22 protein-coding genes, 1 pseudogene and 1 riboswitch are annotated in these 24,562 nt (G+C 59.7%); of the genes and pseudogenes, 11 read left to right on the forward strand and 12 right to left on the reverse strand.

All coding sequences use genetic code 11. The features are described 5' to 3' along the window. Positions 1 to 48: 48 nt before the first annotated feature. From ACI2KB_RS09880 to ACI2KB_RS09900, 5 genes are all read right to left on the reverse strand, one after another. Complete coding sequence (locus tag ACI2KB_RS09880; protein ID WP_404633887.1) at positions 49 to 2,808, reverse strand: LuxR C-terminal-related transcriptional regulator; 2,760 nt, start codon at positions 2,806 to 2,808, stop codon at positions 49 to 51. A 313-nt stretch (positions 2,809 to 3,121) separates the two neighbouring features. After that, positions 3,122 to 4,486, reverse strand: coding sequence for a DUF1329 domain-containing protein (locus ACI2KB_RS09885; protein WP_404633889.1), 1,365 nt, complete (start codon positions 4,484 to 4,486; stop codon positions 3,122 to 3,124). A 15-nt stretch (positions 4,487 to 4,501) separates the two neighbouring features. Further along, entirely contained in the window at positions 4,502 to 6,424 is a 1,923-nt protein-coding gene (locus tag ACI2KB_RS09890) for a DUF1302 domain-containing protein (RefSeq protein ID WP_404633891.1), read from the reverse strand. 366 nt (positions 6,425 to 6,790) lie between these two features. Further along, positions 6,791 to 8,467, reverse strand: a complete 1,677-nt coding sequence (locus ACI2KB_RS09895) for a fatty acid--CoA ligase (protein WP_404633893.1) — start codon at positions 8,465 to 8,467, stop codon at positions 6,791 to 6,793. 142 nt (positions 8,468 to 8,609) lie between these two features. Beyond that, positions 8,610 to 9,812, reverse strand: a complete 1,203-nt coding sequence (locus ACI2KB_RS09900) for an MFS transporter (protein ID WP_404633895.1) — start codon at positions 9,810 to 9,812, stop codon at positions 8,610 to 8,612. A 91-nt stretch (positions 9,813 to 9,903) separates the two neighbouring features. Between ACI2KB_RS09900 and ACI2KB_RS09905 the strand changes: the two genes are divergently transcribed. Further along, the gene (locus ACI2KB_RS09905; protein WP_404633897.1) at positions 9,904 to 10,671 is read left to right on the forward strand and encodes an AraC family transcriptional regulator; all 768 of its coding nucleotides are present in this window, start codon (positions 9,904 to 9,906) and stop codon (positions 10,669 to 10,671) included. A gap of 134 nt (positions 10,672 to 10,805) precedes the next feature. Here ACI2KB_RS09905 and ACI2KB_RS09910 read toward each other — a convergent pair whose 3' ends face one another. Next, entirely contained in the window at positions 10,806 to 11,435 is a 630-nt protein-coding gene (locus ACI2KB_RS09910) for a LysE family transporter (protein ID WP_404633899.1), read from the reverse strand. Between the two features lie 74 nt (positions 11,436 to 11,509). On the opposite strand from ACI2KB_RS09910, the gene ACI2KB_RS09915 reads away from it, so the two are divergent. The 3 genes from ACI2KB_RS09915 to ACI2KB_RS09925 all read left to right on the forward strand — a co-directional run bounded on the left by ACI2KB_RS09915 (position 11,510) and on the right by ACI2KB_RS09925 (position 14,389). Beyond that, complete coding sequence (locus tag ACI2KB_RS09915; protein ID WP_404633901.1) at positions 11,510 to 12,475, forward strand: 2-hydroxyacid dehydrogenase; 966 nt, start codon at positions 11,510 to 11,512, stop codon at positions 12,473 to 12,475. A gap of 79 nt (positions 12,476 to 12,554) precedes the next feature. Beyond that, entirely contained in the window at positions 12,555 to 13,553 is a 999-nt protein-coding gene (locus tag ACI2KB_RS09920) for a methyltransferase (protein WP_404633903.1), read from the forward strand. Positions 13,554 to 13,593: 40 nt separating this feature from the next. Beyond that, positions 13,594 to 13,714: riboswitch (yybP-ykoY riboswitch) on the forward strand. Positions 13,715 to 13,804: 90 nt separating this feature from the next. Next, positions 13,805 to 14,389: a TMEM165/GDT1 family protein gene (locus ACI2KB_RS09925; protein WP_404633905.1), complete on the forward strand. Its 585-nt coding sequence runs from the start codon at positions 13,805 to 13,807 to the stop codon at positions 14,387 to 14,389. 68 nt (positions 14,390 to 14,457) lie between these two features. Here the strand turns inward: ACI2KB_RS09925 and ACI2KB_RS09930 are convergent, their stop codons facing one another. Continuing rightward, positions 14,458 to 15,276, reverse strand: a complete 819-nt coding sequence (locus ACI2KB_RS09930) for a M48 family metallopeptidase (protein ID WP_404633907.1) — start codon at positions 15,274 to 15,276, stop codon at positions 14,458 to 14,460. A 1,379-nt stretch (positions 15,277 to 16,655) separates the two neighbouring features. On the opposite strand from ACI2KB_RS09930, the pseudogene ACI2KB_RS09935 reads away from it, so the two are divergent. Further along, a pseudogene (locus tag ACI2KB_RS09935) lies at positions 16,656 to 16,859 on the forward strand (HAMP domain-containing protein); the annotation flags it as partial. Between the two features lie 111 nt (positions 16,860 to 16,970). Beyond that, on the forward strand, positions 16,971 to 17,714 hold the full coding sequence (locus ACI2KB_RS09940; protein WP_404634359.1) for a methyl-accepting chemotaxis protein: 744 nt from the start codon (positions 16,971 to 16,973) through the stop codon (positions 17,712 to 17,714). 158 nt (positions 17,715 to 17,872) lie between these two features. Here ACI2KB_RS09940 and ACI2KB_RS09945 read toward each other — a convergent pair whose 3' ends face one another. From ACI2KB_RS09945 to ACI2KB_RS09955, 3 genes are read right to left on the reverse strand one after another with little or no spacing between them, the layout of a single operon-like run. Further along, positions 17,873 to 18,502 (reverse strand): SOS response-associated peptidase, encoded by a 630-nt coding sequence (locus ACI2KB_RS09945; RefSeq protein ID WP_404633909.1) that lies wholly within the window; start codon positions 18,500 to 18,502, stop codon positions 17,873 to 17,875. 42 nt (positions 18,503 to 18,544) lie between these two features. Further along, positions 18,545 to 18,805 carry a DUF2007 domain-containing protein gene (locus ACI2KB_RS09950; protein ID WP_404634361.1) on the reverse strand — a complete coding sequence of 87 codons (261 nt, stop codon included), beginning with the start codon at positions 18,803 to 18,805 and terminating at the stop codon, positions 18,545 to 18,547. Next, the gene (locus ACI2KB_RS09955) at positions 18,805 to 18,987 is read right to left on the reverse strand and encodes a CPXCG motif-containing cysteine-rich protein (protein ID WP_274132686.1); all 183 of its coding nucleotides are present in this window, start codon (positions 18,985 to 18,987) and stop codon (positions 18,805 to 18,807) included. Before ACI2KB_RS09955 ends, ACI2KB_RS09950 begins: the two co-directional genes overlap by 1 nt. A gap of 123 nt (positions 18,988 to 19,110) precedes the next feature. On the opposite strand from ACI2KB_RS09955, the gene ACI2KB_RS09960 reads away from it, so the two are divergent. Next, positions 19,111 to 20,274 (forward strand): 1-acyl-sn-glycerol-3-phosphate acyltransferase, encoded by a 1,164-nt coding sequence (locus ACI2KB_RS09960; RefSeq protein WP_404633911.1) that lies wholly within the window; start codon positions 19,111 to 19,113, stop codon positions 20,272 to 20,274. A 164-nt stretch (positions 20,275 to 20,438) separates the two neighbouring features. On the opposite strand, the gene ACI2KB_RS09965 is transcribed toward ACI2KB_RS09960, so the two are convergent. Continuing rightward, the gene (locus tag ACI2KB_RS09965; RefSeq protein WP_404633913.1) at positions 20,439 to 20,708 is read right to left on the reverse strand and encodes a hypothetical protein; all 270 of its coding nucleotides are present in this window, start codon (positions 20,706 to 20,708) and stop codon (positions 20,439 to 20,441) included. A 140-nt stretch (positions 20,709 to 20,848) separates the two neighbouring features. Between ACI2KB_RS09965 and ACI2KB_RS09970 the strand changes: the two genes are divergently transcribed. Then, positions 20,849 to 21,052: a hypothetical protein gene (locus ACI2KB_RS09970; protein WP_404633915.1), complete on the forward strand. Its 204-nt coding sequence runs from the start codon at positions 20,849 to 20,851 to the stop codon at positions 21,050 to 21,052. Between the two features lie 129 nt (positions 21,053 to 21,181). Here the strand turns inward: ACI2KB_RS09970 and ACI2KB_RS09975 are convergent, their stop codons facing one another. After that, complete coding sequence (locus ACI2KB_RS09975) at positions 21,182 to 21,763, reverse strand: YajG family lipoprotein (RefSeq protein ID WP_404633917.1); 582 nt, start codon at positions 21,761 to 21,763, stop codon at positions 21,182 to 21,184. Between the two features lie 224 nt (positions 21,764 to 21,987). Here ACI2KB_RS09975 and ACI2KB_RS09980 point away from each other — a divergent pair, with 224 nt between their 5' ends. The 3 genes from ACI2KB_RS09980 to mqo all read left to right on the forward strand — a co-directional run bounded on the left by ACI2KB_RS09980 (position 21,988) and on the right by mqo (position 24,456). Next, positions 21,988 to 22,221: a hypothetical protein gene (locus ACI2KB_RS09980; RefSeq protein ID WP_404633919.1), complete on the forward strand. Its 234-nt coding sequence runs from the start codon at positions 21,988 to 21,990 to the stop codon at positions 22,219 to 22,221. 492 nt (positions 22,222 to 22,713) lie between these two features. Beyond that, the gene (locus tag ACI2KB_RS09985) at positions 22,714 to 22,899 is read left to right on the forward strand and encodes a hypothetical protein (RefSeq protein ID WP_404633920.1); all 186 of its coding nucleotides are present in this window, start codon (positions 22,714 to 22,716) and stop codon (positions 22,897 to 22,899) included. 51 nt (positions 22,900 to 22,950) lie between these two features. Beyond that, on the forward strand, positions 22,951 to 24,456 hold the full coding sequence (mqo, locus tag ACI2KB_RS09990; protein WP_404633922.1) for a malate dehydrogenase (quinone): 1,506 nt from the start codon (positions 22,951 to 22,953) through the stop codon (positions 24,454 to 24,456). Positions 24,457 to 24,562 lie beyond the last annotated feature (106 nt).

Below are 24,562 nucleotides of genomic sequence, written 5' to 3' on the forward strand. Positions count from 1 at the left end.
CCGAATATCGCGCCCGAACAAAAAGAATCGGCAATAAAGTGCCTGTTTTTACCCCAACAACCCCAACTCCTGCGCCCTCGCCACCGCCTGAGTTCTGCGCTCCACTCCCAGCTTGCTGTTGATGTGGCTGGCGTGGGTTTTCACGGTGTGCAGCGAGATGAACAGCCGTTCACTGATTTCCTGATTGGAGCAGCCTTGGGCAATGAGTTGCAGCACGCCCAGTTCCCGCGCGCTGAGGGGGTCGCCGCCGGGGCATGCGATCGGTTCGCTGACGTCGCGGGCACAAGGCATGTCTTTGTCGGCGCCAGGGGGAAGCTGATTGAGCAGGTAGTCGACCAGTCGGCAGCGTGGGCGTTTGAGTAACTGTTCGCGCAGCCAGTTGCCGTGCTGATGAATGATGCCAAAGAACGGCAGGACTGCGCCGCCGGTCGCGCCCTGAAGGCTGCGGCTGAGCATGTCTTGAGCCTGGCTTTTATCCGACATGGCCAGTGCGAGCAACAGGTGTTGGCTGGTCGCATACAGTCCCAGCAATCCCGCGCCGATGCGCTGGGCGTAGTCGCTCAGTTGGCTCAGGCGTCGAGCGGCGTCATCGGTCCGCCCCTGAATGCGGTCAAGAATGGCCCGCAGCAGTTCGATGTGTTGTGGCATTTGCGGCAGGCATTCAGGCGCCGCAGCCGGGTGATCGCCACCATACGTCTGGCCCAGACGCAGCAGCCAGGCGTCGGCCAGATCGATGCGCCCCTGCGCCAGCCACAGCTCGCACTTGGCCAAGGTAATCATCGCGAGGTAATACACCGGCGGCACATCCCAGATGTGCATCAACCGCTCAGCCTCGGCCAGTTCGGCAAAGGCCTCGGCAAAGCGCCCCTCCCGTCCCTCCAGCCCGGCGATGACGCAGTGGCCGATGAGCACGCTGATGTCGCGACAGGCGCGAGCCTCGGTCAGCCCCGCGCCGAGACGGGCGCGTCCGGCCTCGGATTGCAAACACTGAACGAGCAGATAGCCCTCGTACAAGGTCAGCCGCGCTCGCACGGCGTAAAGCCGTTGTGAGGACAACCCAGCGAGACGTCGCAGGCCCTGACGCACTTCGTCCAGTGCGCGCAACGCTTCACCCCGAGCCTGCAAGGTGCGCGCACGATCATAGTGGGCTAGCGCTTCGAACAGCGGATTGGCCACTCGCTGCGCCAACTCCAGTGCCTCGCGATTGAGTGCGCGACCACGCCATAAATCGCCTTCGGCAATCGCCAGATTGGCCAAGGTCGACAGGCACAACAAGCGCTGGCCGTAGCGCTTTTGCGGAAGACTGGCCAGCGCTTCGCTGCAATAACGCTGTGCGGTGTAACTGTCACCGCGACCTCGGGCGATGATGCCGCTCAGCGCCAACCATTGAGCCAGCATGGACTTTTGCGCCGTCGCCGAAGGTGCAGGCAGAAAGCGACTGAGGTGATTGCCCAGTTCTTCGGCGGCATCGAGTTGGCACGCCAGCCCCAACGCCCAGGCATACAGCACGATCAGGCGCGGCGTGCTGATCAGTAAGCTGTCGGGCAAGTCCATTTTCCAGCGCAGCAACATGCCCACATTTTGCTCGGCCAGCAGTTGCTCTTCGGACAGGTTCTGCACCAGATTCGCAGCAACGTCGTGATGGCCTGCGCGCAAGGCCTGCTCAATCGCTTCATCCAGCAAGCCCTGTTCACTGAACCAGCGACAGGCGTTCAAGTGTAGGCGGCGCTGCTGGGGCGCAACGTTACTTCCGGCCCGAGCACGCAGCAGGTCGGAGAACAAGTGGTGATAGCGGAACCAGCGCCCGTGCTCATCCAATGGCACCAGAAACACTTGATGGGCCTGAAGGAAGGCGAGGATTTCGGCGCTGTCGTGAGTGTCGCGAGCGGCGTTACACAGCGCACTGCAAAAGCGCTCAAGGCAGGCGGTTTCATACAAGAAGGCCTGGACGTCGGCGGGCAGGCAGTCGATGACCTCTTCAAGCAAGTAATCGCGGATCAGACCCTCGCCGCCATTGAGTTCCTGGGTCAGGGAGTTATCCCCGGCTTCGGTAGCCGCCAGCAGCCAGAACCTCAGACCGGCGACCCAGCCCTCGCTGCGTTGCAGCAGGTTTTTCAGCGCGTCTTCGCTCAGCGAATTGCTCTGCTGATTGAGCACCGCCCTAGACTCTTCGTCAGTGAGGCGCAGGTCTTGCTCAGACAGTTCAAGCAGTTGCCGCGACAGCCGCAGCCGCGCCAGATGCCAATCCGGACGCTGACGGCTGGTAACCATGACGGCCAGCCCGGCAGGCAAGTGATTGAGGAGAAATTGCAGACAGCGGTCGAGCACCGGGCCTTGCACGAGGTGATAGTCGTCGAGCACCAGTAGCAGCGGTTTGCTGAGCATCAGGTGCATCGCCAGTTCATCGAGCAGGCCGTCGAGCCACTCCTCAAAGGCAAAAGGCTGATGCCGCTGACGCATTTTCAACAGGCCAAGGGCCTGGCTGCCGAGTTGCGGGAAGAATTGCTGGAGGCCTGAAAGCAGGCGTTCGAGGAATCGGCCGGGGTCGCTATCGCGCTGACTCAAACCCAGCCACAGGTTCTGCCATTGATCAGGAAGGCTTTCGCAGAACTCAACAGCGAGGGAGCTTTTGCCGAACCCGGCTGGCGCGCTGACCAACAGCAAACGCCCTGAAAGACCGGCACTCAGACGCTCGCACAAACGCGGCCTGGGCACATAGCCTTCAGGCAGTGGCGGACGAAAGAAACGCCCCTCCAGTGCAGTGACTGCGTGATTTGCGAATCCTTGCAAACGCGACAGATCAGTCATGGCCGACTCTTGTTGGAAGTGTTTGTTATTCGGCGTTCAACTGTCGGGAGACTAGCGGCTATGGTGCGGGTTTTGAAGAATGTTCGACGAAAGACTGTAAGAAAACATATCCAATCAACAGCGCGAATGTTGCTTTATATGTTTGGGGACGGGTGTGTCTGAAACGATGTGTGCTTAGAAAACACCCCGACGAATCGGGGTGTTTTCTTCTTGCCACCATGGGGTTCAGCCATAGGGTAAAGCGGCGCAGGACAACGAGTGCTCAGTGGCTGTGATCAACAGTGCACCGCTCTGCGCCAATTCGGTCATCGGATCAGCGCACGCCTTCCTGACGCAGCGCGTTAGGCTGGAAGTCGCTGATGGTGGCGGTGAAGCCGAAGTCGTATGCCTTCTTCTCTTCGTTCTTCATGCCCAGCGCCAGGTAACGGCCCGATTGCAGATCGTACAGGGTTTCCAGGGCGTACCACGGCACTTGCTTGTCGTAGTAGTTCTCGCCGTGCGCCTCGGCCACACGCCAGAGTTGGCCACGGCCGTCGTAGTGGTCGATCACCGCCGCTTGCCAGGTGTCTTCGTCGATGAAGAAGTCACGCTTGGCGTAGATGTGGCGCTGGCCTTCCTTCAGCGTGGCGGTCACGTGCCAGACGCGGCGCAGTTCATAGCGCGCCAAATCCTGATTGATGTGCCCGGCCTTGATGATGTCGGTGTACTTGAGTTTCGGGTCGTCGAGCTTGTAGCTGTTGGACGCAATGTACATCTCTTGCTTGCCGATCAGCTTCCAGTCGTAACGGTCCGGAGCGCCGTTGTACATGTCCAGGTTGTCGGAAGTGCGCAGACCGTCCGCTGCCGTACCCGGGCCGTCGTAAGAGACTTGCGGTGCGCGACGCACACGACGTTGACCCGCGTTGTAGACCCACGCCGAGCGCGGCTCTTTCACCTGATCGAGGGTTTCATGCACCAGCAGCACGGTACCCGCCAGACGCGCTGGGGCGGTCACTTCCTGTTTGAAATAGAACAGGATGTTGCCCGGATTCTTCGGATCGTAGTCCTTCATCTTGTCGCGAAACACGAACTCGTCGTGGAAGTACACCGGGTTGAACGAGCCATTGGTCTGCGGTGTGGCCTGGGTCACCAGACGCTGGACGCTGCCACCGCGATAACGGGTGATGTGGTTCCAGATCACTTCAAGGCCGTCTTTGGGGATTGGAAACGGCACAGCGGTTTCGAAGTTCTCAAGGCCGTTACCACCGGAGACCAACTTGGTGTTGGTGGCGTTGCGCTTGATGGCCGCGAACACGTCAGCAGGCACGGTGGCGCCCCGGTGTGACGGGTAGACCGGCATTTTGAAGGTGTCCGGGTAGCGCTTGAACATCGCGTATTGGCCCGGCGCGAGCTTGTCCTTGTACTGCTCGACGTTCTGCGCAGTGATGATGAACAGCGGCTTTTCGTTGGCGTACGGGTTGGCGAGGAAGCCCTTGTCGTCCACCGCTCCTGCGTTGGTCGGCATCGGGCTCCAGGCCGGAATGGTGTTGGCCGCGTTACCGGCCTTCTCGGCGCCCATCGGCGTCAACGTATTGCCCAGCTTGGCGGCTTCATCGGCGGAAACAGCCGCCATCACTCCGGTCGCCAGCAACGACAGACCGAGTACACCGATCTGCAGCAGACCTTTTGTTGTTTTCATGTTCATGGTCATTCCTTAGAAGTTCATACCGAAGCTGAGCGCCACGAAGTCGCGGTCATCCACTGTGGTGTACTTGCCGTCGAAGAAGTTGGTGTAGGACAGGTTGGCGGTGTAGGTGTTCTGGTACTCCGCTTCCACACCCAGGCTGATCGCTTTGCGACCCTCTTCGAAGTTGCCGCCCGGGCCTGGCGAATAACCGTCGACGTCATGGGACCAGGCCACGCTTGGCTTGAGGTTCACCCCGGCGAACACGTTGTTGTAGTCCCAGATCGCGCGCGCGCGATAACCCCAAGAGTCGGTGGTGGTGAAGCCGTCGTTTTCGCAGTAACGGCTCAGGTTGTTCTGCGCCGCGCCCGCCAGCGTACTGGCGTTGAGCGCCGTACATTGGCCATTTGGCAACGGACCAGGCCCGTAGCTCGGGTCACGGCCATAACGCAGTTTCGAGGTGCTCTCCAGACCACCGACGTGGGTCCAGCCGATTTCGCCGACCACGGTCAGACGCTCGGCGCCCATCACCTGATCGAAGAAATGGGTGAACGTGGTTTGTGCCTGGCTGATCTCTTTGCGGCGATAGCCTTTCTGGTCCTGACCCGGCGTGCCTTGCAGCAGCGAGACGCTGGAGTTCAACGGCGAGAGGCCTGAATACAGAATGTCGGTGGTGTTCAGTTGCACCGGTGCGTTCGGGCGATAGCTGATTTCACCGCTCCACGCCGTGCCGGTGGGCAACGTGGTGGAGAAGCTCAGGCCGAACAGGTGAATGTCTTCAGGGTATTCGACGTAGTAGCTGGAGTTGCCCGCCACCACCAGTGGCAGCAGCGTCGGTGCCAGAGCCGTCGCGGTCGCCAGCGGTACGCCGTTGCCCACCAGTTGCCCGACCAGACCTGCGCCGCTATAGGCGCTGGCCGGTGCGCCGCGACCGCTGAAGATCGGCAGACGGCTGTGATAGTTCATGTAATAGGCGCCGAATTCGGTGTCCAGCGGCTCGAAGTTATAGTGCATTGCCAAGCCATACTGGCCGCTGTCGCGCGCATCACGGTCAGGACCACGACGCACCACCGCGCCCTCATCCGGCGTGCCAAACACTACGCCACGTTGCGCCAGTGCGTTCTGCACCGGGTTGCGCAGCGCCGCAGGCAACGCGGAGTTCAGACCGGCCCGGGTACGCAATACCGCCAGATTGTTCGAGCAGCCATCAGCAATCACGTCAGGCTGCGAGAAGAACGTGCCGCAATTGTCGACGACGGTCTGGTCCCATTCCAGTTGGTAGAAGCCTTCAGCCGAGAGGTTCTCGGTCAGGCTCTGGGACAGGTAGAACATGTTGACCGGAATCAGGCCTTCCTTGATTTCCGAGCCGGGACGACGGAACGCCGAGACGTCGATGGGGTTGATGCTGTTGATGCCGCCGCCAATGAAGGTACTTTCACCCCAACTGACGACCTGTTTACCGAAACGCACGGAACCTGGCTCATCGGCGATGGAATAGTTGTGATAGACGAATGCATCGAGCAGTTCGAAACCTGAAGACTTCGCACCTTCCTTGCGGCCCGAGTCACTGATGTCCTTGAATTCACGGCTTTCATCCTTGAGTTCAAAGTCGTACCAGTACTTGCCACGCAGGAACACGCCCGTGTCACCGTATTTCAGTTCAAGATCGTGGATGCCCTTGAAGATCTTCGAAAAGGTTTCCCCACTTTTGAAGTTCAAGTGGCCGTCGTCGGAGGTTTGCGAGAGACCGTGTCCGCCGTTGTTCGAGCCGATCAGGTTCTTGTTGGCGTTCTGCGTCGACCAGCTTGCGCCAATGGACAGGGACGAGTCGAAATTACCTTCGATTTCACCGATGTTGAAACTGACGCCGAATGCAGGACCGGCGAGCGTGGAAGCGAGGCTGACGGCCAGAGGCAGTTTCGCCCGGCGCCAGAACAGGTTTGCTGATGTCATCGACGCTACTCCATGTGCTTTTATTTTTATGGCAGTGGGTGCTTCCAGAAACGACTCAGGTGGACTGATCCGCAGTGCCTGGGTGTCAACGCGTATCGGGCAGCCCATGTGAAGCTGCGAAGCGATGGGGCGTTTTTCTCCGGTACCAACCTACTGCCGACTATAGCCAGCAGGTGCTACTGCTTGATCCCTCTAAAGTGTGATTTACAGCGTCAACGCCTCTAATCCGCCGATTTCGACGGACCGACTGCGCGGCACAGGGAGGATGGCTGAATTTCAAAATTTGGCAAGGCAGACGCAAGCCAGACACCTTCACGACACATTGTCCCGGTCGAAACCGTGACAATGTGCGCGAAAAAGAGAGGGTCAGAGGGTGGAGAGGAACGCGCTGTTAGTGCTCTGCCATTCGACGATGTCCAGGCGGATGCGCTTCTTGTCGAGCTTGCCGACACTGGTCTTGGGAATTTCGGTAACAAGGGCGATCTGACTCGGAATCGCCCACTTGTTGATGTGCCCCTGCTCCACGAACGGCTTGAGGTGTTCCTTCAAGGCTTTGGCGTCGATGACGTGGCCCTCATGGGCAACCAGCAACGCGAACGGCCGCTCGCCCCACTGCGGATCGGCGACCCCGACCACTGCCACTTCGCGCACACCCGGATGGCGGCTGCACAGGTCTTCCAACTCCAGGGACGACACCCACTCGCCGCCGGTCTTGATCACGTCCTTGATCCGGTCACGAATATCAATGCCGCCCATGCTGTCCAGCGTCGCGACATCGCCGGTGTGCAGCCAGCCGCCCGCCCAGAGCTCGGCGCCTTTTTGCGGCTCGCGGTAATAGCCCTCGGTCAGCCACGGCGCGCGTAACACCAATTCGCCTTGGGTTTCGCCGTCAGAAGGGAGGAAATTGCCGTCGCTGTCGACGATGGCCGCCTCGACCAACACGCCCGGCGCACCGGCCTTTATCCGGTAGGTGACGCGCTCGTCTTCGCTGCCCGCCATCAACTCGTCGTTCAAATGCGCCACCGACACCAACGGCCCGGTCTCGGACATGCCGTAGGCTGCCGTCAGTTGAATGCCCTTGGCCTTGGCCGCTTCGTAGAGCGAACGGTTGAGCGAACTGCCACCGATGATGATGTTCCAGCCGGTGAAGTCAGCATCTTTGGCGGCCTTGGCGTTGAGCACCATTTGCATGATGGTCGGCACGCAGTGGGAGAACGTGACTTGCTCCTCACGCCACAGCCTGACCAGTAATTCCGGGTCGTAACGCCCAGGATAGACCTGTTTCACACCGAGCATCGTCGCCGCATACGGCACGCCCCACGCATGGACGTGGAACATCGGCGTGATCGGCATATACACCTTGTCGGTGCCCAACAGCCCTTCGACGCTGCCCATGATCGTGGCCACAGCCAGCGTGTGCAGCACCAGTTGCCGATGGGTGAAGTACACGCCTTTGGGGTTACCCGTGGTGCCGGTGGTGTAGAAGGTGGTGGCGACCGAGTTCTCGTCGAAATCCTCGAAGTGATACGTCGGGCTGGCAGCGGCCAGAAGGGTTTCGTACTCGCCAATCAGGTTTGGCAAATCAGCGGTCTTGTCCGGTGCGTCGGTGAGCAGTAGGGTTTTTTCCACCGTGGTGAGTTTGCTGGCGAAGCAGTTGTAGAGCGGCACGAACTCGCTGTTGACCAGAACGAATTTGTCTTCGGCGTGGTTCATGGTGAACAGAATCTGATCGGGTGACAGGCGTACGTTAATCGTGTGAATCACCGCGCCGATCATGGGAATGGCAAACATGCATTCCAGATACCGATGGCTGTCCCAATCCATGACGGCCACGGTATCGCCCGCTTTCACCCCCGCCTCGGTCAACACATTGGCCAGACGGCAAATGCGTTCATTGAGGGTCAGATAGGAGTAGCGTGATTGGTCCCGGTAGACGATTTCCCGCGTTTTTTCATAGCGACTGCCCGACATCAGCAAGCGTTTGATCAACAGAGGGTACTGGTACGCGCCATCAGCTGGCGGAATCACGCGTGTCTGCAGCATAGGAATCCCTTTTCAAGATGCATTGGCGGTGCCGAAAATATGCACTCTAGAGCCTTCACTCGCCAGTCAAATCAGCCAAAGGGATGATTCGAATGACGAGTGACCGTGCAGGCATTGCGCCATTTGAAAGGGCAAAGCCGCCTCAAGCGAGCTGCGCAGAGGGGTTTTCAGCCGGTGTACGGGGGAAAACCAACGCCGCCAGAAAGGTCAGCGCCGCAAAAGCCGCGAGGATCACGTACAGCCCCACCAGGCCCTGACGCGGCTCGACAAAAGCAATCAGCGGAATGGCCGTGGCGCTGGCACCGAACGAAAGGAAGTAACGCAGTGCAAACACCCGAGACTGCCACTGCGGGGCGACGAAATTGGCGACCATCGCGTCGTTGACCGTCACCTGACCGAACATCACGAACATGAACCCTGCGCCCAGCAACATCACCGGCCAGCTATCCACATAAGCCAGCGCAAACAGAAAAGGCGCCTGGCACACGGTGAGAATCACGAACGGCCATTTCAGGCTGAAGCGGTCGAGAAAGCGGCCAATGGTCAACTGCGCGATGGCACCGAAGGCATAGGCCAGGCTGACGATCAGCCCAAGGGTTTGCGGCGAGGCGAACAGGTCATGCAGACGATCCTGAAACAGTTTCGGGTAGGTCATGGTGGTGGCGTTGAACACCACGCCCCCGGTAGCCGTGGCGATGGCCAGCACGCTGAAGACAATGGTCATGGAAATGCGCTGACCGGCTTTGCCTTTCGGTGCCGTGTGGGGACGTACAGGAATCGGCTCGTCCTTGATCTGCCAGGCGAACACCAGCCCGATCACCATCGACACGCAGCCCGGCAGAATGAACGCCGAACGCCAACCAAACTGCGCCACCAGAAACCCGGTCAACAGCGCAGAAAATGCCACACCGAGGTTGCCCCACATGCCGTTGACACCGATTTCGCGACCGCGATTCTTCGCATACCCCACCAGCATCGCGGTGCCCACCGGGTGGTAGATCGCCGCGAACACACCCATCAACGTCATGCCCACCGCCAGCATCGTGGTACTGGTGCTCAGCCCGGTAAAGATCGACGCCGCGCCGATGCCGAGAAAAAACAGCACCATCATGTGCCGCCGACTCCAGCGATCCCCCAGCCAGCCGGCCGGTAGCGAACACGCGCCAAAGGTGATGAAACCGCCCAGCGACAGGCCGATCAGTTGCGCGTAATCCAGACCGAACGCGCCCGACATGCCCAGCACGGCGGCGGGGAAAATCAGCATGAACATGTGGTCAATGACGTGAGCGGCGTTGATGAAGTGGATCACCCGTTTGGGTGAATTCTGTCGTTCGGGTTTATTCATAGCGATGCATCCTGAACTTGCAGTGGGTAGGGACGCTCATGCTAAGTTGGCGACTATTCGCAGTTGAGACAACTAAGTCATCGAATCCGCCATGTTGATCAACCTGTTCAGTCACAGCCCGGTCACTGCCCACCCTGCGGACTACCCCGACGGTGGCCATCACCCGAGGCACATCCACGCTCAAGCGCAGCTGTTGTATGCCGTCAGTGGCATGATGCGGCTGGTGACCCAGAGCGGGGCCTGGGTGATCCCGCCGACCCGCGCGGTGTGGATACCGCCGATGGTGGAACACGAGACATTCATGGCGGGCGAGGTGTTGATGCGCTCACTGTTCATCGCGCCTGAACGCTGCCCCTCGGGCTTGAATCAATGCTGCGTGCTGGCCGTCACGCCCCTGCTCCGCGAACTGATCGTGCGGGCGACCCAAAGCGATGCCCACGCGGCCAATCCGTTGATTCAGCAATTGATGCTGGAAGAAGTCGCCAGTCTTGAGAACCTGCCGCTGCACATCCCCATGCCCCGCGACCGGCGCCTGCACAGCATCTGCATGGCCCTGCTCAGAGCGCCGGATCACGGCAACACGCTGGAAGACTGGGCGCAGGAGGTGGGCGCCAGCTCGCGCACGTTGACGCGGCTGTTCACGCAGGAACTAGGGATGAGTTTCAACGCATGGCGTCAGCAGGTGCGTTTGATGGAAGCGCTGCCCAAGTTACTGGAGGGCGAGAGCGTGCAGCGGGTGGCGAACGACCTGGGTTACGGCAGCGCGCGAGCGTTCAGCGCGATGTTCAGCCGATTGCTGGGGGAAAGCCCGAGGGAATATCTGGGGGCGTTGAAACAGTTGAGTGAGCTGAAACGGTAAACCGCACCTTTTAGGAGTGAGCTTGCTCGCAATGGCGCCAGTCCACCTCGGCGCCGCGCAGTCACGTAGCAAACACGAATACTGTGGGAGCCGGCTCCCACAGGATTTAGCCGTGTCAATAAAATTAGCGCGAATCAATGCACCTCAGTCAGCGCCAGCTTCAAGCCCAGCGCCACCAACACTCCACCCATGGCGCGGTCGAACCAATGCCCCATCCGCGCAAAACCTGCACGCACCCGCTCTTGACTGAACAAACGCGCCACCAGGCAAAACCAGATGCCAGTCGCTACCGCCAGATAAACGCCGTAACCCGCCTGCACCAGCAGCGGCGTGTGCGGGTTGATGACGACAGTGAACAGCGAGAGGAAAAACAACGTCGCTTTCGGGTTCAGGCCGTTGGTCACGAAACCGGCGGTAAACGCACCGCGTGCCGTGCGCCCGCCTTTGGCGAGATCAACCGGGGCGTCCGACGCCGCCGCTGGCTTGGCACGCAAGGCCTTGAAACCGATGTACAGCAGGTACGCCGCAGCCGCCCACTTCAACGCGTTGAACAGCACGATGGACTGGGAAACGATCAGGCCGATACCCAGCAGTGAGTAGCCAACGTGCAAGAAAATCGCGGTTCCCACCCCCATCGCGGTGTAAGTGCCCGCTTTGCGGCCGTGGGTGACGCTCTCACGTACGACCACGGCAAAATCAGGGCCGGGGCTGGCAACGGCAAGCAGATGAATCAGGGCAACGGTAAAAAATTCCGTCCAGTACATTGTGAGGGCTCCGGCAGGCTCTGGTAGGCTCGCTACCTTACCCCTCCCACCCCACAGAACAAAAGGTACAGCTGATGTCGAGTCAAAGCAGAGCAGTTTTTCTGGACCACACCTCTTTGGATCTCGGCGATCTGGATCTCACTCCATGGCGCGAAACCTTCGGTGAACTGGTGCTGCACGCCAGCACTTCAGCCGATCAGGTGATCGAGCGACTGCAAGGCGCTCAGGTGGCCATTTCCAATAAGATCATGATTGATGCCGCCACGTTCGCGGCGTGTCCGGATCTCAAACTGGTGCTCGTGACGGCAACGGGCGTCAACAACGTCGACCTGGATGCAGCACGCAAACACGGCGTCGTGGTGAGCAACTGCCAAGGCTACGGCACCCCTTCCGTGGCCCAGCACACGCTGATGTTGCTGCTGGCACTGGCGACTCGCCTGCCGGATTACCAACAGGCGATCCATCAGGGCCAGTGGCAGAAATCCAAGCAGTTTTGCCTATTGGATTTCCCGATCGTGGAACTGGAAGGCAAGACCCTGGGCCTGCTGGGCCATGGCGAGCTGGGTGGGGCAGTGGCGAAACTGGCCGAAGCGTTCGGCATGCACGTGCTGCTGGGGCAGATCCCGGGGCGTCCTGCCCGCGCAGATCGCGTGCCGCTGCACGAGTTGCTGCCGCAGGTCGATGCGCTAACCCTGCACTGCCCACTCAACGAACACACCCGCGACATGCTCGGCGCGCATGAATTGAGCCTGATGAAACCCAAAGCCTTCATCGTCAACACGGCTCGCGGCGGGCTGATTAATGAGCAAGCCTTGGCCGATGCGCTGCGCAACGGTCATCTGGCGGGCGCGGCGACCGACGTGCTGACCGTAGAACCTCCTGTGAACGGCAACCCGCTGCTGTCCGGCGACATCCCGCGCCTGATCATCACCCCGCACAGCGCGTGGGGCAGCCAGGAAGCGCGCCAGCGCATCATTGGCCAGGTCAACGAAAACGCCCGTGGGTTTTACGCGGGCCAACCTATTCGCGTGGTCAGTTGAAACATCACGCTCCCACATAAATACGCGCCTGGCGCTGATATTCCCCTGTTAAACTCCGCCCTTTTTTCAGGAGCCGACGATGGACCCGCGCAGTGAAGTGTTACTCCGTCAGGCCGAGTTGTTTCAGGGTGAATTGCTGCTGGCGGGCCTGCCTGCCGACGACCTTCTGAGCCGTCTGCCCAACGCGCAGGGCTGGAGCTGGCACGCTGGGGACTTCGCCGCGCTGGACGCCCGTTTCAATGGCAGAAACCACTTCGGCACCGAAGCGCCGACCCAGCCTTTCGAGGCCGCCGTACTGTTTCTGCCTAAAGCCAAAGACCTCACCGACTATCTGCTCAATGCGCTGGCCTCCCGTCTGACCGGTCGCGAACTGTTTCTGGTGGGTGAGAAGCGCGGCGGCATCGAAGCCGCCGCACGCCAACTGAGCCCATTCGGTCGCGCCCGCAAACTCGACAGCGCCCGCCATTGCCAGCTCTGGCAAGTCACTGTGGAGAACGCACCGCACGCCGTCGAGTTGAACAGCCTCGCCAAAGCCTTTGAGATCGAGATGGACGGCGGCCCGTTGAAAGTGATCAGCCTGCCGGGCGTCTTCAGCCATGGGCGCCTGGACCGGGGCACGGCCCTGTTGCTGGAGCACATCGACAAGCTCCCTGTCGGGCGTTTGCTCGACTTCGGTTGCGGCGCGGGCGTACTCGGTGCTGCGGTCAAACGTCGCAGTCCGGACATGCAAGTGACGATGCTCGACGTCGACGCCTTCGCCACCGCCAGCAGCCGCCTGACGCTGGCTGCCAATGGTCTGGAAGGCGAGGTAGTGACCGGCGACGGGATCGATGCAGCGCCTGAACACCTGGACGTGATTTTGACCAATCCGCCCTTTCATACCGGCGTTCACACCGATTACGCCGCGACAGAAAACCTGCTGCGAAAAGCGCGAGAACATCTGAAAAAAGGTGGCGAACTGCGCCTTGTTGCCAACAGCTTCCTGCGTTACCAGCCGATCATCGAGCAGCACCTTGGCGTATGTGCCATCTTGGCCGAAGGGAATGGATTCCGGATTTACCGCGCGAAACGTGGGTGAAAATTAACGCTTGCCGAACCGGATTCCCGTAGGCAGAATCCGCTCCGTCCTAGGGGAGTAGTCTCCCACGAGCCTCACGCTCGTCCGGCGCGCATCAACATACTTGGTCCTCAGACCATGGTGCGCGCGACCCCAGATCCGCATCAGACGGATCGGCGGTTTGACAAGACCTATGACACGCACATCCTGACCCGGGGCGGGGAGGCTGTACGTGTCATAGCCGTGTTGACCCGCCCCTTAGGAAACCCCTGATGCTGGAATCCCTGTTGGTCCCTACCGCGGTCGTCGCACTGGCCGAAATCGGTGACAAGACCCAACTGCTCGCGCTTATCCTCGCTGCTCGCTTTCGCAAGCCCTGGCCGATCATCGCCGGTATCGTCGCGGCCACGCTGGCCAACCACGCCGCAGCCGGTGCCGTGGGCGCCTGGTTCAGCAGTTTCTTCTCCGATGCCATGTTGCACTGGATCCTCGCCGCAAGCTTCACCGCCACTGCGCTGTGGACCCTGGTGCCGGACAAGATGGACGACGACGAAGCCAATACCGCTCGCAAATTCGGCCCGTTCATGACCACGCTGATCGCGTTCTTCCTTGCCGAAATCGGCGACAAGACGCAGATCGCGACCGTCATGCTGGCGGCGCAGTATTCCTACCTGTGGCTAGTGATTCTGGGCACGACATTAGGCATGTTGCTGGCTAACGTGCCGGTGGTACTGGCGGGTAACTTCGCCGCTGAGAAACTGCCATTGACGCTGATTCGCCGTTTGGCGGCCGGTGCGTTCTTCATCCTCGCCATCGTGGCGGTGTACAAGGCGATGCAGGTGAGCGGCTGGGTTTAACCCCATTCGCCCTTCGATGATCGTTCCCACGCCGGAGCGTGGGAACGATCAAGGTTATTGACCTATCCTCAGGATTTCGGTGCTTGCTCATACAGCGGCATGACCTTCGGAATCGCTGCCTGCAACGACGCAATCCGGTTTTCCGACGCCGGGTGAGTGCTCATGAACTCAGGCTGCGATGCTCCCGCCTGAGCCTGCATTTTCTGCCACAACGTAATGGCCGCATTGGGGTTGTAACCGGCACGGGCCGACAGCTCCAGACCGATCAAATCCGCCTCGTTTTCATTCGCCCGGCTGTTGGGCAATGTCAGGCTGTAATTGACCACGGTATCGGCCAGCGCCAGGCTGTCCTGTCCCAGCCCCAACAATGAGCCCGCGCCCTGCTTGGCCATTTGCACGCCATACGCCTTGGACATCGCCTCACGACCGTGCTCGCGCAGGGCATGGGCAATTTCGTGCCCCATGACCGCTGCCAGCTCGTCATCGCTGAGCTTGAGTGTATCGATCAGCCCGCTGTAGACGATGATCTTGCCACCCGGCCCACAGTTGGCGTTCAACTCGTCACTCTTGATCAGGTTCACTTCCCACTGCCATTGGGCAGCATCGGCACGTAGCTTCGGCGCCTGAGCGATCAAACGCTTAGCGACCGCCTGCACACGGGCGGCTTCGGCGCTGCTGTTATCCAGCACGCCTTTGGTTGTGGCTTCGCTGACCGTCTCTTTATAGGACTGGGCATACATCTGATTGACCTGATCGGTCGACAGCATGCTGAACATGTACTGCTTGCGCTCGACGCCTACCGAATCGCCGCTGGTGGTATTGACGGCCTGACATCCCGCAACCAGCAACGCTGCGCTCAAGGCACACAGAACAAAGGTCTGACGCATTTTGTATCTCCATCGAAACAATCGCGCCCATCCTAGGCGGTACGCCCGATGAGCACCAGATAGCAGCCGATTGCCATATGAAAGCCTGCCAAAAAAATCACACATTCGTAACAGCGCTGAAACACACTTCATCTCCCTTTCGGGATGACATGCTCTCTTTTGAATCAGACCAATCAGGCAGCATGTCAAAAAACGACAAAACGCCTTCAAAAGCGGCCACTTCGTCGGTTTCACCTAATAAAACAGGGGACCGAGGCGATATCTCCTTCAGACGTTCTTCCGCGTCCGGAGCCCCTATGAAGTTCAAATCGATCCAGTTTTCAGTCGCCGCACTGGCGGGCGCCATCGTGCTCAGCGTTGTGGCCGCCCTCGTTCTTTACGCGCTGTTTTCCGGCGCACGCACTCAGGATTTGGTGGAAAAGCGGACAACCGCCCAATTCGAGCAGGCCATCCAGGAACGCCTGACCGCAATCGCCCGAACGCAGGCCAGTGAAATCCAGCGGGAACTGGAAGCACCGCTGCAAACGGCAGCGGGTCTGGCGACGTTGAACGCCACCTTGGGCATGAAGGACGCCAAAGGCGAAGTACTGGTAAAAATGAGCCGTGAACAACTGCTCAACGTGCTGCACGAGACCGTCGTACGTAACCCGAAAATTCTGGGTTCCTACATTGGCTGGGAACACAACGCACTGGATCACAATGACGCCGCCTACGTCGAAACGCCGATCACAGGTGTCGACCCCAAAGACGGCCGTTTCATGGCCTGGTGGTATCGCAAGCCGGACGGCACCTTCAATCTGGAAAAGCTGGCCAGCCTGGAAGACACCAAAATCCTCTCCACCGGCATCCGCTCCAGCGAGTATTACCTGTGCTCCCGCGAGACCCGCAAAGCCTGCGTGATCGACCCGGCGCCTTATAAAGTCGGCGACAAAATGGTCATGCTGTCTTCGTTCATCGAACCCATCATGCTCGACGGTCAATTCCAGGGCATCGTCGGTGCAGACCTGTCGGTGAACTTCATTCAGGACATGCTCGAAGGCGCGGATAAAAAGCTGTATGACGGCGCGGGCGATCTGGCCCTGATCGCCACCAACGGGCGGCTGGTTGCCTACACCAAGGACACCAGCAAACTCGGCGAGAAAGCCAGCGACATCCTCGACGCCAACGAAGTCGCCAACCTGAACAACATCGTCAAAGGCGAAGTGCGTTACGACATCGATAAAGAGCACGGCCACATCGAGTTGTACCTGCCGTTTGGTATCGGCAACACCGACGCACGCTGGACGCTGATGATCCGCATGCCGGTCAGCGCGGTCATGGCCGACCTGCAAAAATTGCAGAGCGACCTGGCCCATCAACGCGACACCGATATTTTCGGCATGACCGTCGTCGGCCTGCTGATTGCGGCGCTGGGGTTGCTGATCGTCTGGTTCGTGGGACGTGGCATCGCGCGTCCACTGAAACAAATGGTCGCCATGCTTGACGACATTGCCAAGGGCGAAGGCGACCTCACTCGTCGCCTGACCAGCGACCGTGCCGACGAACTGGGCTCCATTGCGTCGGGCTTCAACACCTTCCTCGGCAAATTGCAGGCGATGATCAGCCAAGTGGTGACATCGGTGCAGAAGGTGAGCGATTCGTCCGAGCACACTGCCGATATTGCCATCCGCACCAACAAAGGCGTTCACAAACAGATGGCCGAGATCGATCTGGTTGCCACTGCCGTACATGAAATGACCGCTACTGCCCAAGACGTGGCGCGCAACGCCACCCAGGCCGCACAAGCCGCGAATCATGCGGACGACGCCGCCAATCAGGGCATGCGCATCGTGCACAACACCTCGAACTCCATCAGCGAACTGGCGGTGGAAATCGGCCGGGCTGTGGAAGTGGTTCAGACATTGGCCAAGGACAGCGAGAACATCAACGCGATTCTGACCGCCATTCGCGGAATTGCCGAGCAGACCAACCTGCTGGCCCTCAACGCAGCGATCGAGGCAGCGCGCGCGGGCGAACAGGGTCGGGGCTTTGCGGTGGTCGCTGATGAAGTGCGCAATCTGGCGCAAAAGACCCAGCAGGCCACCGAAGAAATCCAGACCATGATCCAGGCCTTGCAAACCGGCACGCGGCAAGTGGTGAAGGTCATGGAAGACAGCCAGAACAAGACCGATGAAAGTGTGGGCCATGCCGCCGAAGCGGCGCAGGCACTGGAGAGCATCACCCAGGCCGTGTCGGTGATCAACGACATGAACACCCAGATCGCCAGCGCCGCCGAGGAACAAAGCGCCGTGGCGGACGACATCAACCGCAACGTGATCAACATCGGTCAAGTGGCCAACGAAGTGGCGGGTGGGGCGGATGAGTCGAGTCAAGCGAGCGCCGAGCTGACCAAACTGGCAGAACAGCAGCGCCGGTTGATTAATCAGTTCAGGGTCTAAAAGCCACATCCCCCGTTGATCGTGCCCACGCTCTGCGTGGGCATGCATCCCATGACGCTCCGCGTCACACCAGCAACGGACGCAGAGCGTCCTGGGCGGCGTTACCACGCGGAGCGTGGGAACGATCAATCGCGCCCCCCAGGGGATCTTCGAAATGTTTAAAGCGGCGTCAGACACTCCGGCGCATTAAGCTTCGGATCATTCACCATGTTCGCCAACGGCCGCTCACGCAGTTGCATCTGCGGCGCAGCGAGCAGGGATTGCAGGGTCGCCAGCGAACTCTCCGGATCAAGCCAGGCAGCCTGCCCTTCTGCGTCGAGAATCAACGGCCTGCGCTGGTTCATCGCCGATTGTGTCACCACCGCCACGCTCAACCAGTCGTGGCCATCCACCGGATACGCTTCCCAGATCGCCGCAAAGAACAGCGCCGAGCCCTCCCCCGGCGTCAACCAAAATGGCCGTTTGCGCACCGTGCCACGCCATTCGTAAAAGCCGTTGGCCGGTAACAAACAGCGACGCTCGCGAAACGCCTGACGAAACATCGGCTGCTCAGCCAAAGTTTCCGCCCGCGCATGGGCCGGGGTGCGGGACATGTCGGTGAGCCACGGCGGAGTCAGCCCCCACCGAGCGCGCGCCAGCGTTCGTCCGCCTTGCTCGTCTTGCGCGGCACGCAGGATCAACACCGTGTCATTGGGGGAGATGTTCCACTGCGCCTGCTGGTCTGCCGGAAAGCCCGGCAAGGCCGCGAAAGCAGGCGTCCAGCGAAACAGGGCATAACGTCCACACATGGGTTTTAGGTAACTCTTCTTTAGAAAGTGACGGTGCCGACCTCAGCACAACAACACATCGGGGTAACTGTCAGGTTCTTCGCCAGACAGCGGAAACGCGTCATTGTACTCAGTGATCAAGCGCCGCGCCCGCTCGGCCTGATCATCCTCCACCGCCAGCCCCAACAAGCCGAACACCGGCAACTCGCCAATCCCGCCGAGCAAATGGCGCCCGGTGATGTGCGCCTCGATACCTTCACTGGCGAGCATCGATTGCAGCAGCTCACCTTCCATCATGTTTTCCGGCTCGTAGATTTTGCGCATCATTCGTTCTCGCTACGCACGTCCAGGGTCCAGTCCTCACCATCGGTATGCAGGCTGAAAATGATCGGGCGACAACAGACCGGGCAATCTTCGATGTACGTCTGATCGCCGCCGGACAGGTCCAGCACTGCCTCCACCGGCTCGCCACAATACGGGCAGTCATAATCCTGTATTTCCTGCATCACAGTCTCCGCGCCCAGATTTGCGTATAATCGCCGACTTGTTTGCCGGCCAGGCCTTCCATTTCGTATCTACAAGCCTGGCCAATCCTTATTTACCCTAGCCGTTTCCAACAAGAGAGCATGATGGGCGAATTCGATGCCATCCGACCGTACGACGACACCGAAGTAAAAGCCGTACTCAACCGGCTGCTGGGTGACAAGGCGTTCCTCGCAATCCTCACGCATTTCCGTTTTCCGCGTCTGGCCGGCTCCCTCGGCTGGATCCTGCAACCGGCCATCGCCCGTAAACTGCGTCGCCAGTTTGCCGGTATCGAGTCCGTTGCGGCCCTGCAGGACAAGGTCGAACATTACGTCGACCATACCATCGAGCGCGCCACCGATGGTGTGACCTACACTGGCGTCGAGCAGTTCAAGTCCGGCGTGGCGTACCTGTTTCTCGCCAACCACCGCGACATCGTGATGGACCCGGCGTTCGTGAACTACGCCGTGTACCACGCAGGCCTGCCGACGCCGCGCATCGCCATCGGCGACAACCTGCTGCAAAAGCCCTTCGTCAGCGACCTGATGCGTCTGAACAAGAGCTTCATCGTGCACCGTTCCATTACCGGGCGTCGCGAGAAAATGGCGGCCTATCAGTTGCTGTCGGCGTACATCAACCACTCGATCCGCCACGACTGCGCCTCGATCTGGATCGCTCAGGCCGAAGGTCGCGCCAAAGACGGCGACGATCGCACTGAGTCGGCGATCCTCAAAATGTTCCACATGAGCCGCAAGGACGAGCCGTTCGGCGAGGTCATTCAGTCGCTGAACCTGACGCCCGTCTCGATCAGCTATGAATACGACCCCTGCGACCACGCCAAGGCTCGCGAGCTGTACATCCGCGCCACCACCGGCAGCTACACCAAGGCGCCGGGTGAGGACGATGTCAGCATCGCGCTAGGCATCACTGGCTATAAAGGCCGCGTGCACGTCAATTTCGCACCGCCGATCACAGAAGCCTATGAAGACACCAAGCAATTGGCTGCTGAAATGGACAAGCAAATTCTCGGTGGCTACCGCCTGTTCCCGGTGCATTACCTGGCGTACGCGCAGTGGGCCGATGCTGATCCTGGCCTGAACGTACCAAGCGCTGCCGAGGTGTTCCCGGCAGACGAACTGGCGCGGGCGAAGGAAGAGTGGCAACGTCGTCTGGACGGCTGCCCTGAAGAGCACCGGCCTTATTTGGTGTTGCAATACGCGACGCCGGTGCGCAACCAGTACCGGGTCAAGGCAGGGTTGCCGTTGTAAAGACCGCATCATAAAAAACGGCGCTCAATCAGGCGCCGTTTTTTATTGCCTGCCACCCAATCCTGTGGGAGCCGGCCTGCTGGCGAAAGTGGTGTGTCAGTCGCCTGAGGAAGTAGACATACCGCATTCGCCAGCAAGCCGGGTCCCACAGCCCTCAGCATCAGTCAGATTTTGGTACTCACCCACGACAACACCAGCGCAAACGCCAGACACCCCGCTCCAATCCGGTAGCTCTGGCGAATCATACGCAAAGTCGGCACGTCCATCAGGTGCATAGGCTCATCAATCGGCGCCTGTTCGGTAAGGTTATTCAAATGCGCGGTTTCGCGCTGCTCCCGGACACGCGTAGTGTGCAGCAACCAGATGCCAGGGCCTGCCGCTGCCAGCGCCAGTAGATTGATGACCATCCCGGGGGAGTGCTGGAAGAGCGACATGGGGCCTCGATGGCGCCGGATAGAAGGCGCCGAAGATTCGGTGGGATCTGCCGAATACGGTATCGCCTGTCACCTTAACGTCACCTGAACCGGTCACTGTGTAGGCCCTCGAACGCCCCCTACAGGACACGGAGCCCGTCATGCTGCACGCCCACAATCAGGACCGCCTCTATCTCATTGCGCCGAGCGAAGAGCAGCAAGCCTTGATCGACGGCCTGGCCTTCAACGTCCAGGATCGCCACTGGCTGGTGTATTGCGCGCTGGGTGGGCATCAACACCATGATTTGCCCGAGGCAGATCTGGTCACAGGGTTCAGCTTTCTGGATTTCTATCAGGCGGCATAAGGCTAAAAACGCGCCTGGACAATCGGCGACTCACCCTGTGGGAATGTGTGTTCAGCCCTAGAAATGAACGCTCATGAAAAAGCCCCGGCATCTCGCGATACCGGGGCTTTTCGTTGACGCTTGATGCCGTTACTGGCCCAGCATCTGACCAATCGTCTGATCCTGGAACAGACGGGTCAGCGCATCACTCAACACGTCGCCGATCAGCTTGGTGTTGGTCTCTTCGTTCGGCGCCATGCCAAAACGCTGATCCAGCGAAGCGGCATAACGACCGTTGTAGCTGCGGCCGTTGTTCTGCACGTCAGCGCGGAAGGTCGAGCTGATGTTTGCCTCGGTCACGTACAAGCCTTCTTTTGGCGACTGATACTTCAAATCGGCCAACGTGATGGTCAATTGAGGACCATTGCCACCCTGAACCGGGGTGAAGCCCAACAGACGAACAGCGGCTTCGGCCTGAGCCTGGATTTGTGGTACCAGTTGCTGACCGCTCACTGTAATCGAGCTGGTTTCCGGATACAGACCGCCACGGGTACCAAGGGTCTGCGACTGGCGACCATCGACCACACGAACCACGACCTGCTGACCGTGCCCGACAGGCGCGAGTTGGCTGGTCAACTTCGGTTGCGGGTTGAGTGTCTGCGGGCTGTGGGCACACCCCACCAGCGTCAGACTGCCGACGGCAAGCAAACCGAACAAAACACGACGCAACATGCTCATTTCTCCATGGGCCAAGGCACAAATTGTGCGGCAGTATAGCGACCTCACAAGCTCACTCACTAGCGTAAAGATACGACAAAGTGCCACTGTCGCGGTTCCCGCGCATGCGCATCCCAACATCTCGCGACACTCGGACATCATCAAGCAATACCAGCGTCATCGCCATGTCATCGGCCCACGACATACTTTTAACAACTACCCAACACGGAGTCCCCGTCATGGACTTTCTCTGGTCGTTGTTTTTCCCGAAAAGCCGTCATCGCCACTACGCTCGCCTGGATCAACACGGAGTCTGTTTGTCGTTCAAGCACTGTGCACTGCCGCCACAGGGCCATGACTGGGTGGAAATCACCGAACCCAAGCTGTGCTGGCTGCAACGTCCCCTGCCTGCAAGCGCCCGTGTCGCTTCGCGCGCACGTGCGATTACCGCCCGACAATTGCTCAGCATCTGACCGAACGGCGAATAAAAGTCATTTTTTCTGGATCAATTCTGCGCGTTTCATCGCTATAATCTCCCCCCGATTATAAGGACGTCTCCTGATCGGGCCTCGCAGCATCGCTGATACCTGTTGTCAGCTCCTTCGTTCCGCCCACAGAGAGCCTTCCACACAGACATGTGCAGCCCGGCGTGCCGCCTTGCCCGCGTGAATAACTCGATTCATTCGAACCTTTCGCGCTGACCAATGCCCACACTGTGTTGGAACCTGATCTGCAGGCCCTGCCAGCGCGCAGGCCTTTTTTGAGGTTCGCGTCTCCAAAAGAGCGTGAAAAAAACGGGTTTTCACAACTTCACAAGAGTGTGGCGAGCAAATGAACAGTTACGCGTTTGTAAATGCACCATTAGCGTCTGACCCAGCCCCATCGCACAGGACTGACTGCCTGGCAGTCTCCACAACCGGAGCCTGAAGCCGTTCACGACTGATTTGCTTGCATGACCGGACGTCTTGACGATAGTCGAATGGCTGTTCGGGCCGAAAAATGCGTTCATGCTTCTTAATAAAAGCATCAACCAGGCCCTACCAGTAGCGTCCGCTGAAGATGCAAAAAATGGCGAAGAACCGGACATGGATCTCCCGGCCGACAGGCTTGAGGCAATGCGCGAATACGCGCCGCCCGCCCTCGGCAACTGACCTCGGGACCCATGCCGTCAATTTGGTGCTGCAGATTTTGGAGACGCGTTAATGGCGCATAACGAAGCAGTCGATGTGGTACTGGTCGGGGCAGGCATCATGAGTGCCACCCTCGCGGTACTGCTCAAGGAACTGGACCCCAGCCTCAAGATCGAGGTGGTCGAGCTGATGGATTCAGGTGCCGCAGAGAGTTCCAACCCCTGGAACAACGCCGGTACCGGCCACGCAGGCCTGTGTGAGCTGAACTACACACCGCAAGCGGCTGACGGCTCCATCGACACCAAGAAAGCGATTCACATCAACACCCAGTTCGAAGTCTCGAAGCAGTTCTGGGCCTATCTGGCTCGCAAAGGCACCTTCGGTTCTGCACGCTCGTTCATTACCCCGGTTCCGCACCTGAGCTACGTCGAGGGCGAGAAAGGTGTTTCCTACCTGAAGAAACGCTATGAGGCGCTGCGCAAGCACCACGCGTTTTCGACAATGGAATACACCGAAGACAAGGCCAAAATGGCCGAGTGGATGCCACTGATGATGCCGGGCCGTCCGGCAGACCAACAGTTGGCGGCGACCCGTGTCATGCACGGCACTGACGTCAACTTCGGCGCCCTGACCAACCAGTTGCTCAAACACCTGGCCGCTGCACCCGATGCGCAGGTCAAGTATTGCAAGCGCGTTACCGACCTGAGCCGTAAAGGCGATGGCTGGACCGTCACCATCAAGGACGTCAACAGCGGTGGCACCCGCGAAATCGATGCCAAATTCGTGTTCCTGGGCGCGGGTGGCGCGGCATTGCCGCTGCTGCAGATGTCCGGCATCGAAGAGGGCAAGGGTTTCGGCGGCTTCCCGGTGAGCGGCCAGTGGCTGCGTTGCGACAACCCTGAAGTGGTCAAGCACCACCAGGCCAAGGTTTACAGCCAGGCCGCCGTGGGTTCGCCACCGATGTCGGTTCCGCACCTGGACACCCGCGTCGTCGACGGCAAGACTTCCCTGCTGTTCGGCCCATACGCCGGTTTTACCACCAAATTCCTCAAGCACGGTTCGATCATGGACCTGCCACTGTCGATCCGCGCCGCCAACATCGCCCCGATGCTGGCCGTGGCCCGCGACAACATGGACCTGACCAAATACCTGATCAGCGAAGTGCGGCAGTCGATGGAGCAGCGTCTGGAAGCCCTGCGTCGTTTCTACCCTGAAGCGAAAGCTGAAGACTGGCGCCTTGAAGTGGCCGGACAGCGCGTGCAGATCATCAAGAAAGACCCGAAGAAAGGCGGCGTTCTGCAATTCGGTACCGAACTGGTCTCGGCCAAGGACGGTTCCCTCGCAGCGTTGCTGGGTGCTTCGCCAGGCGCCTCGGTGACGGTGTCGATCATGCTGGAGCTGATCGAACGCTGCTTCCCGGAGAAAGCCAAAACCGAATGGGCCGCCAAGCTCAACGAAATCTTCCCGGCACGTGAAAAGGCCTTGGAAAGCGATGCGCAGTTGTATCAACGCATCAGCGCCCAGAGCGACGCAAGCCTGGAACTGGTTTCCAACAGCCCGGCGGCAAGCTTCGCTTGATTCAGGGCTTGCCTTGAATCAGTGAGATCACTGAAGGCCCCGCCCACGCAGCGGGGTCTTCAGTTTTGCCTGTTGCCGGTTCAGCGCCGCCAACAGACACCACGCA

Source organism: Pseudomonas sp. NPDC088444, from assembly GCF_044900175.1.
In the GTDB taxonomy this organism is placed as follows: Bacteria; Pseudomonadota; Gammaproteobacteria; order Pseudomonadales; family Pseudomonadaceae; genus Aquipseudomonas.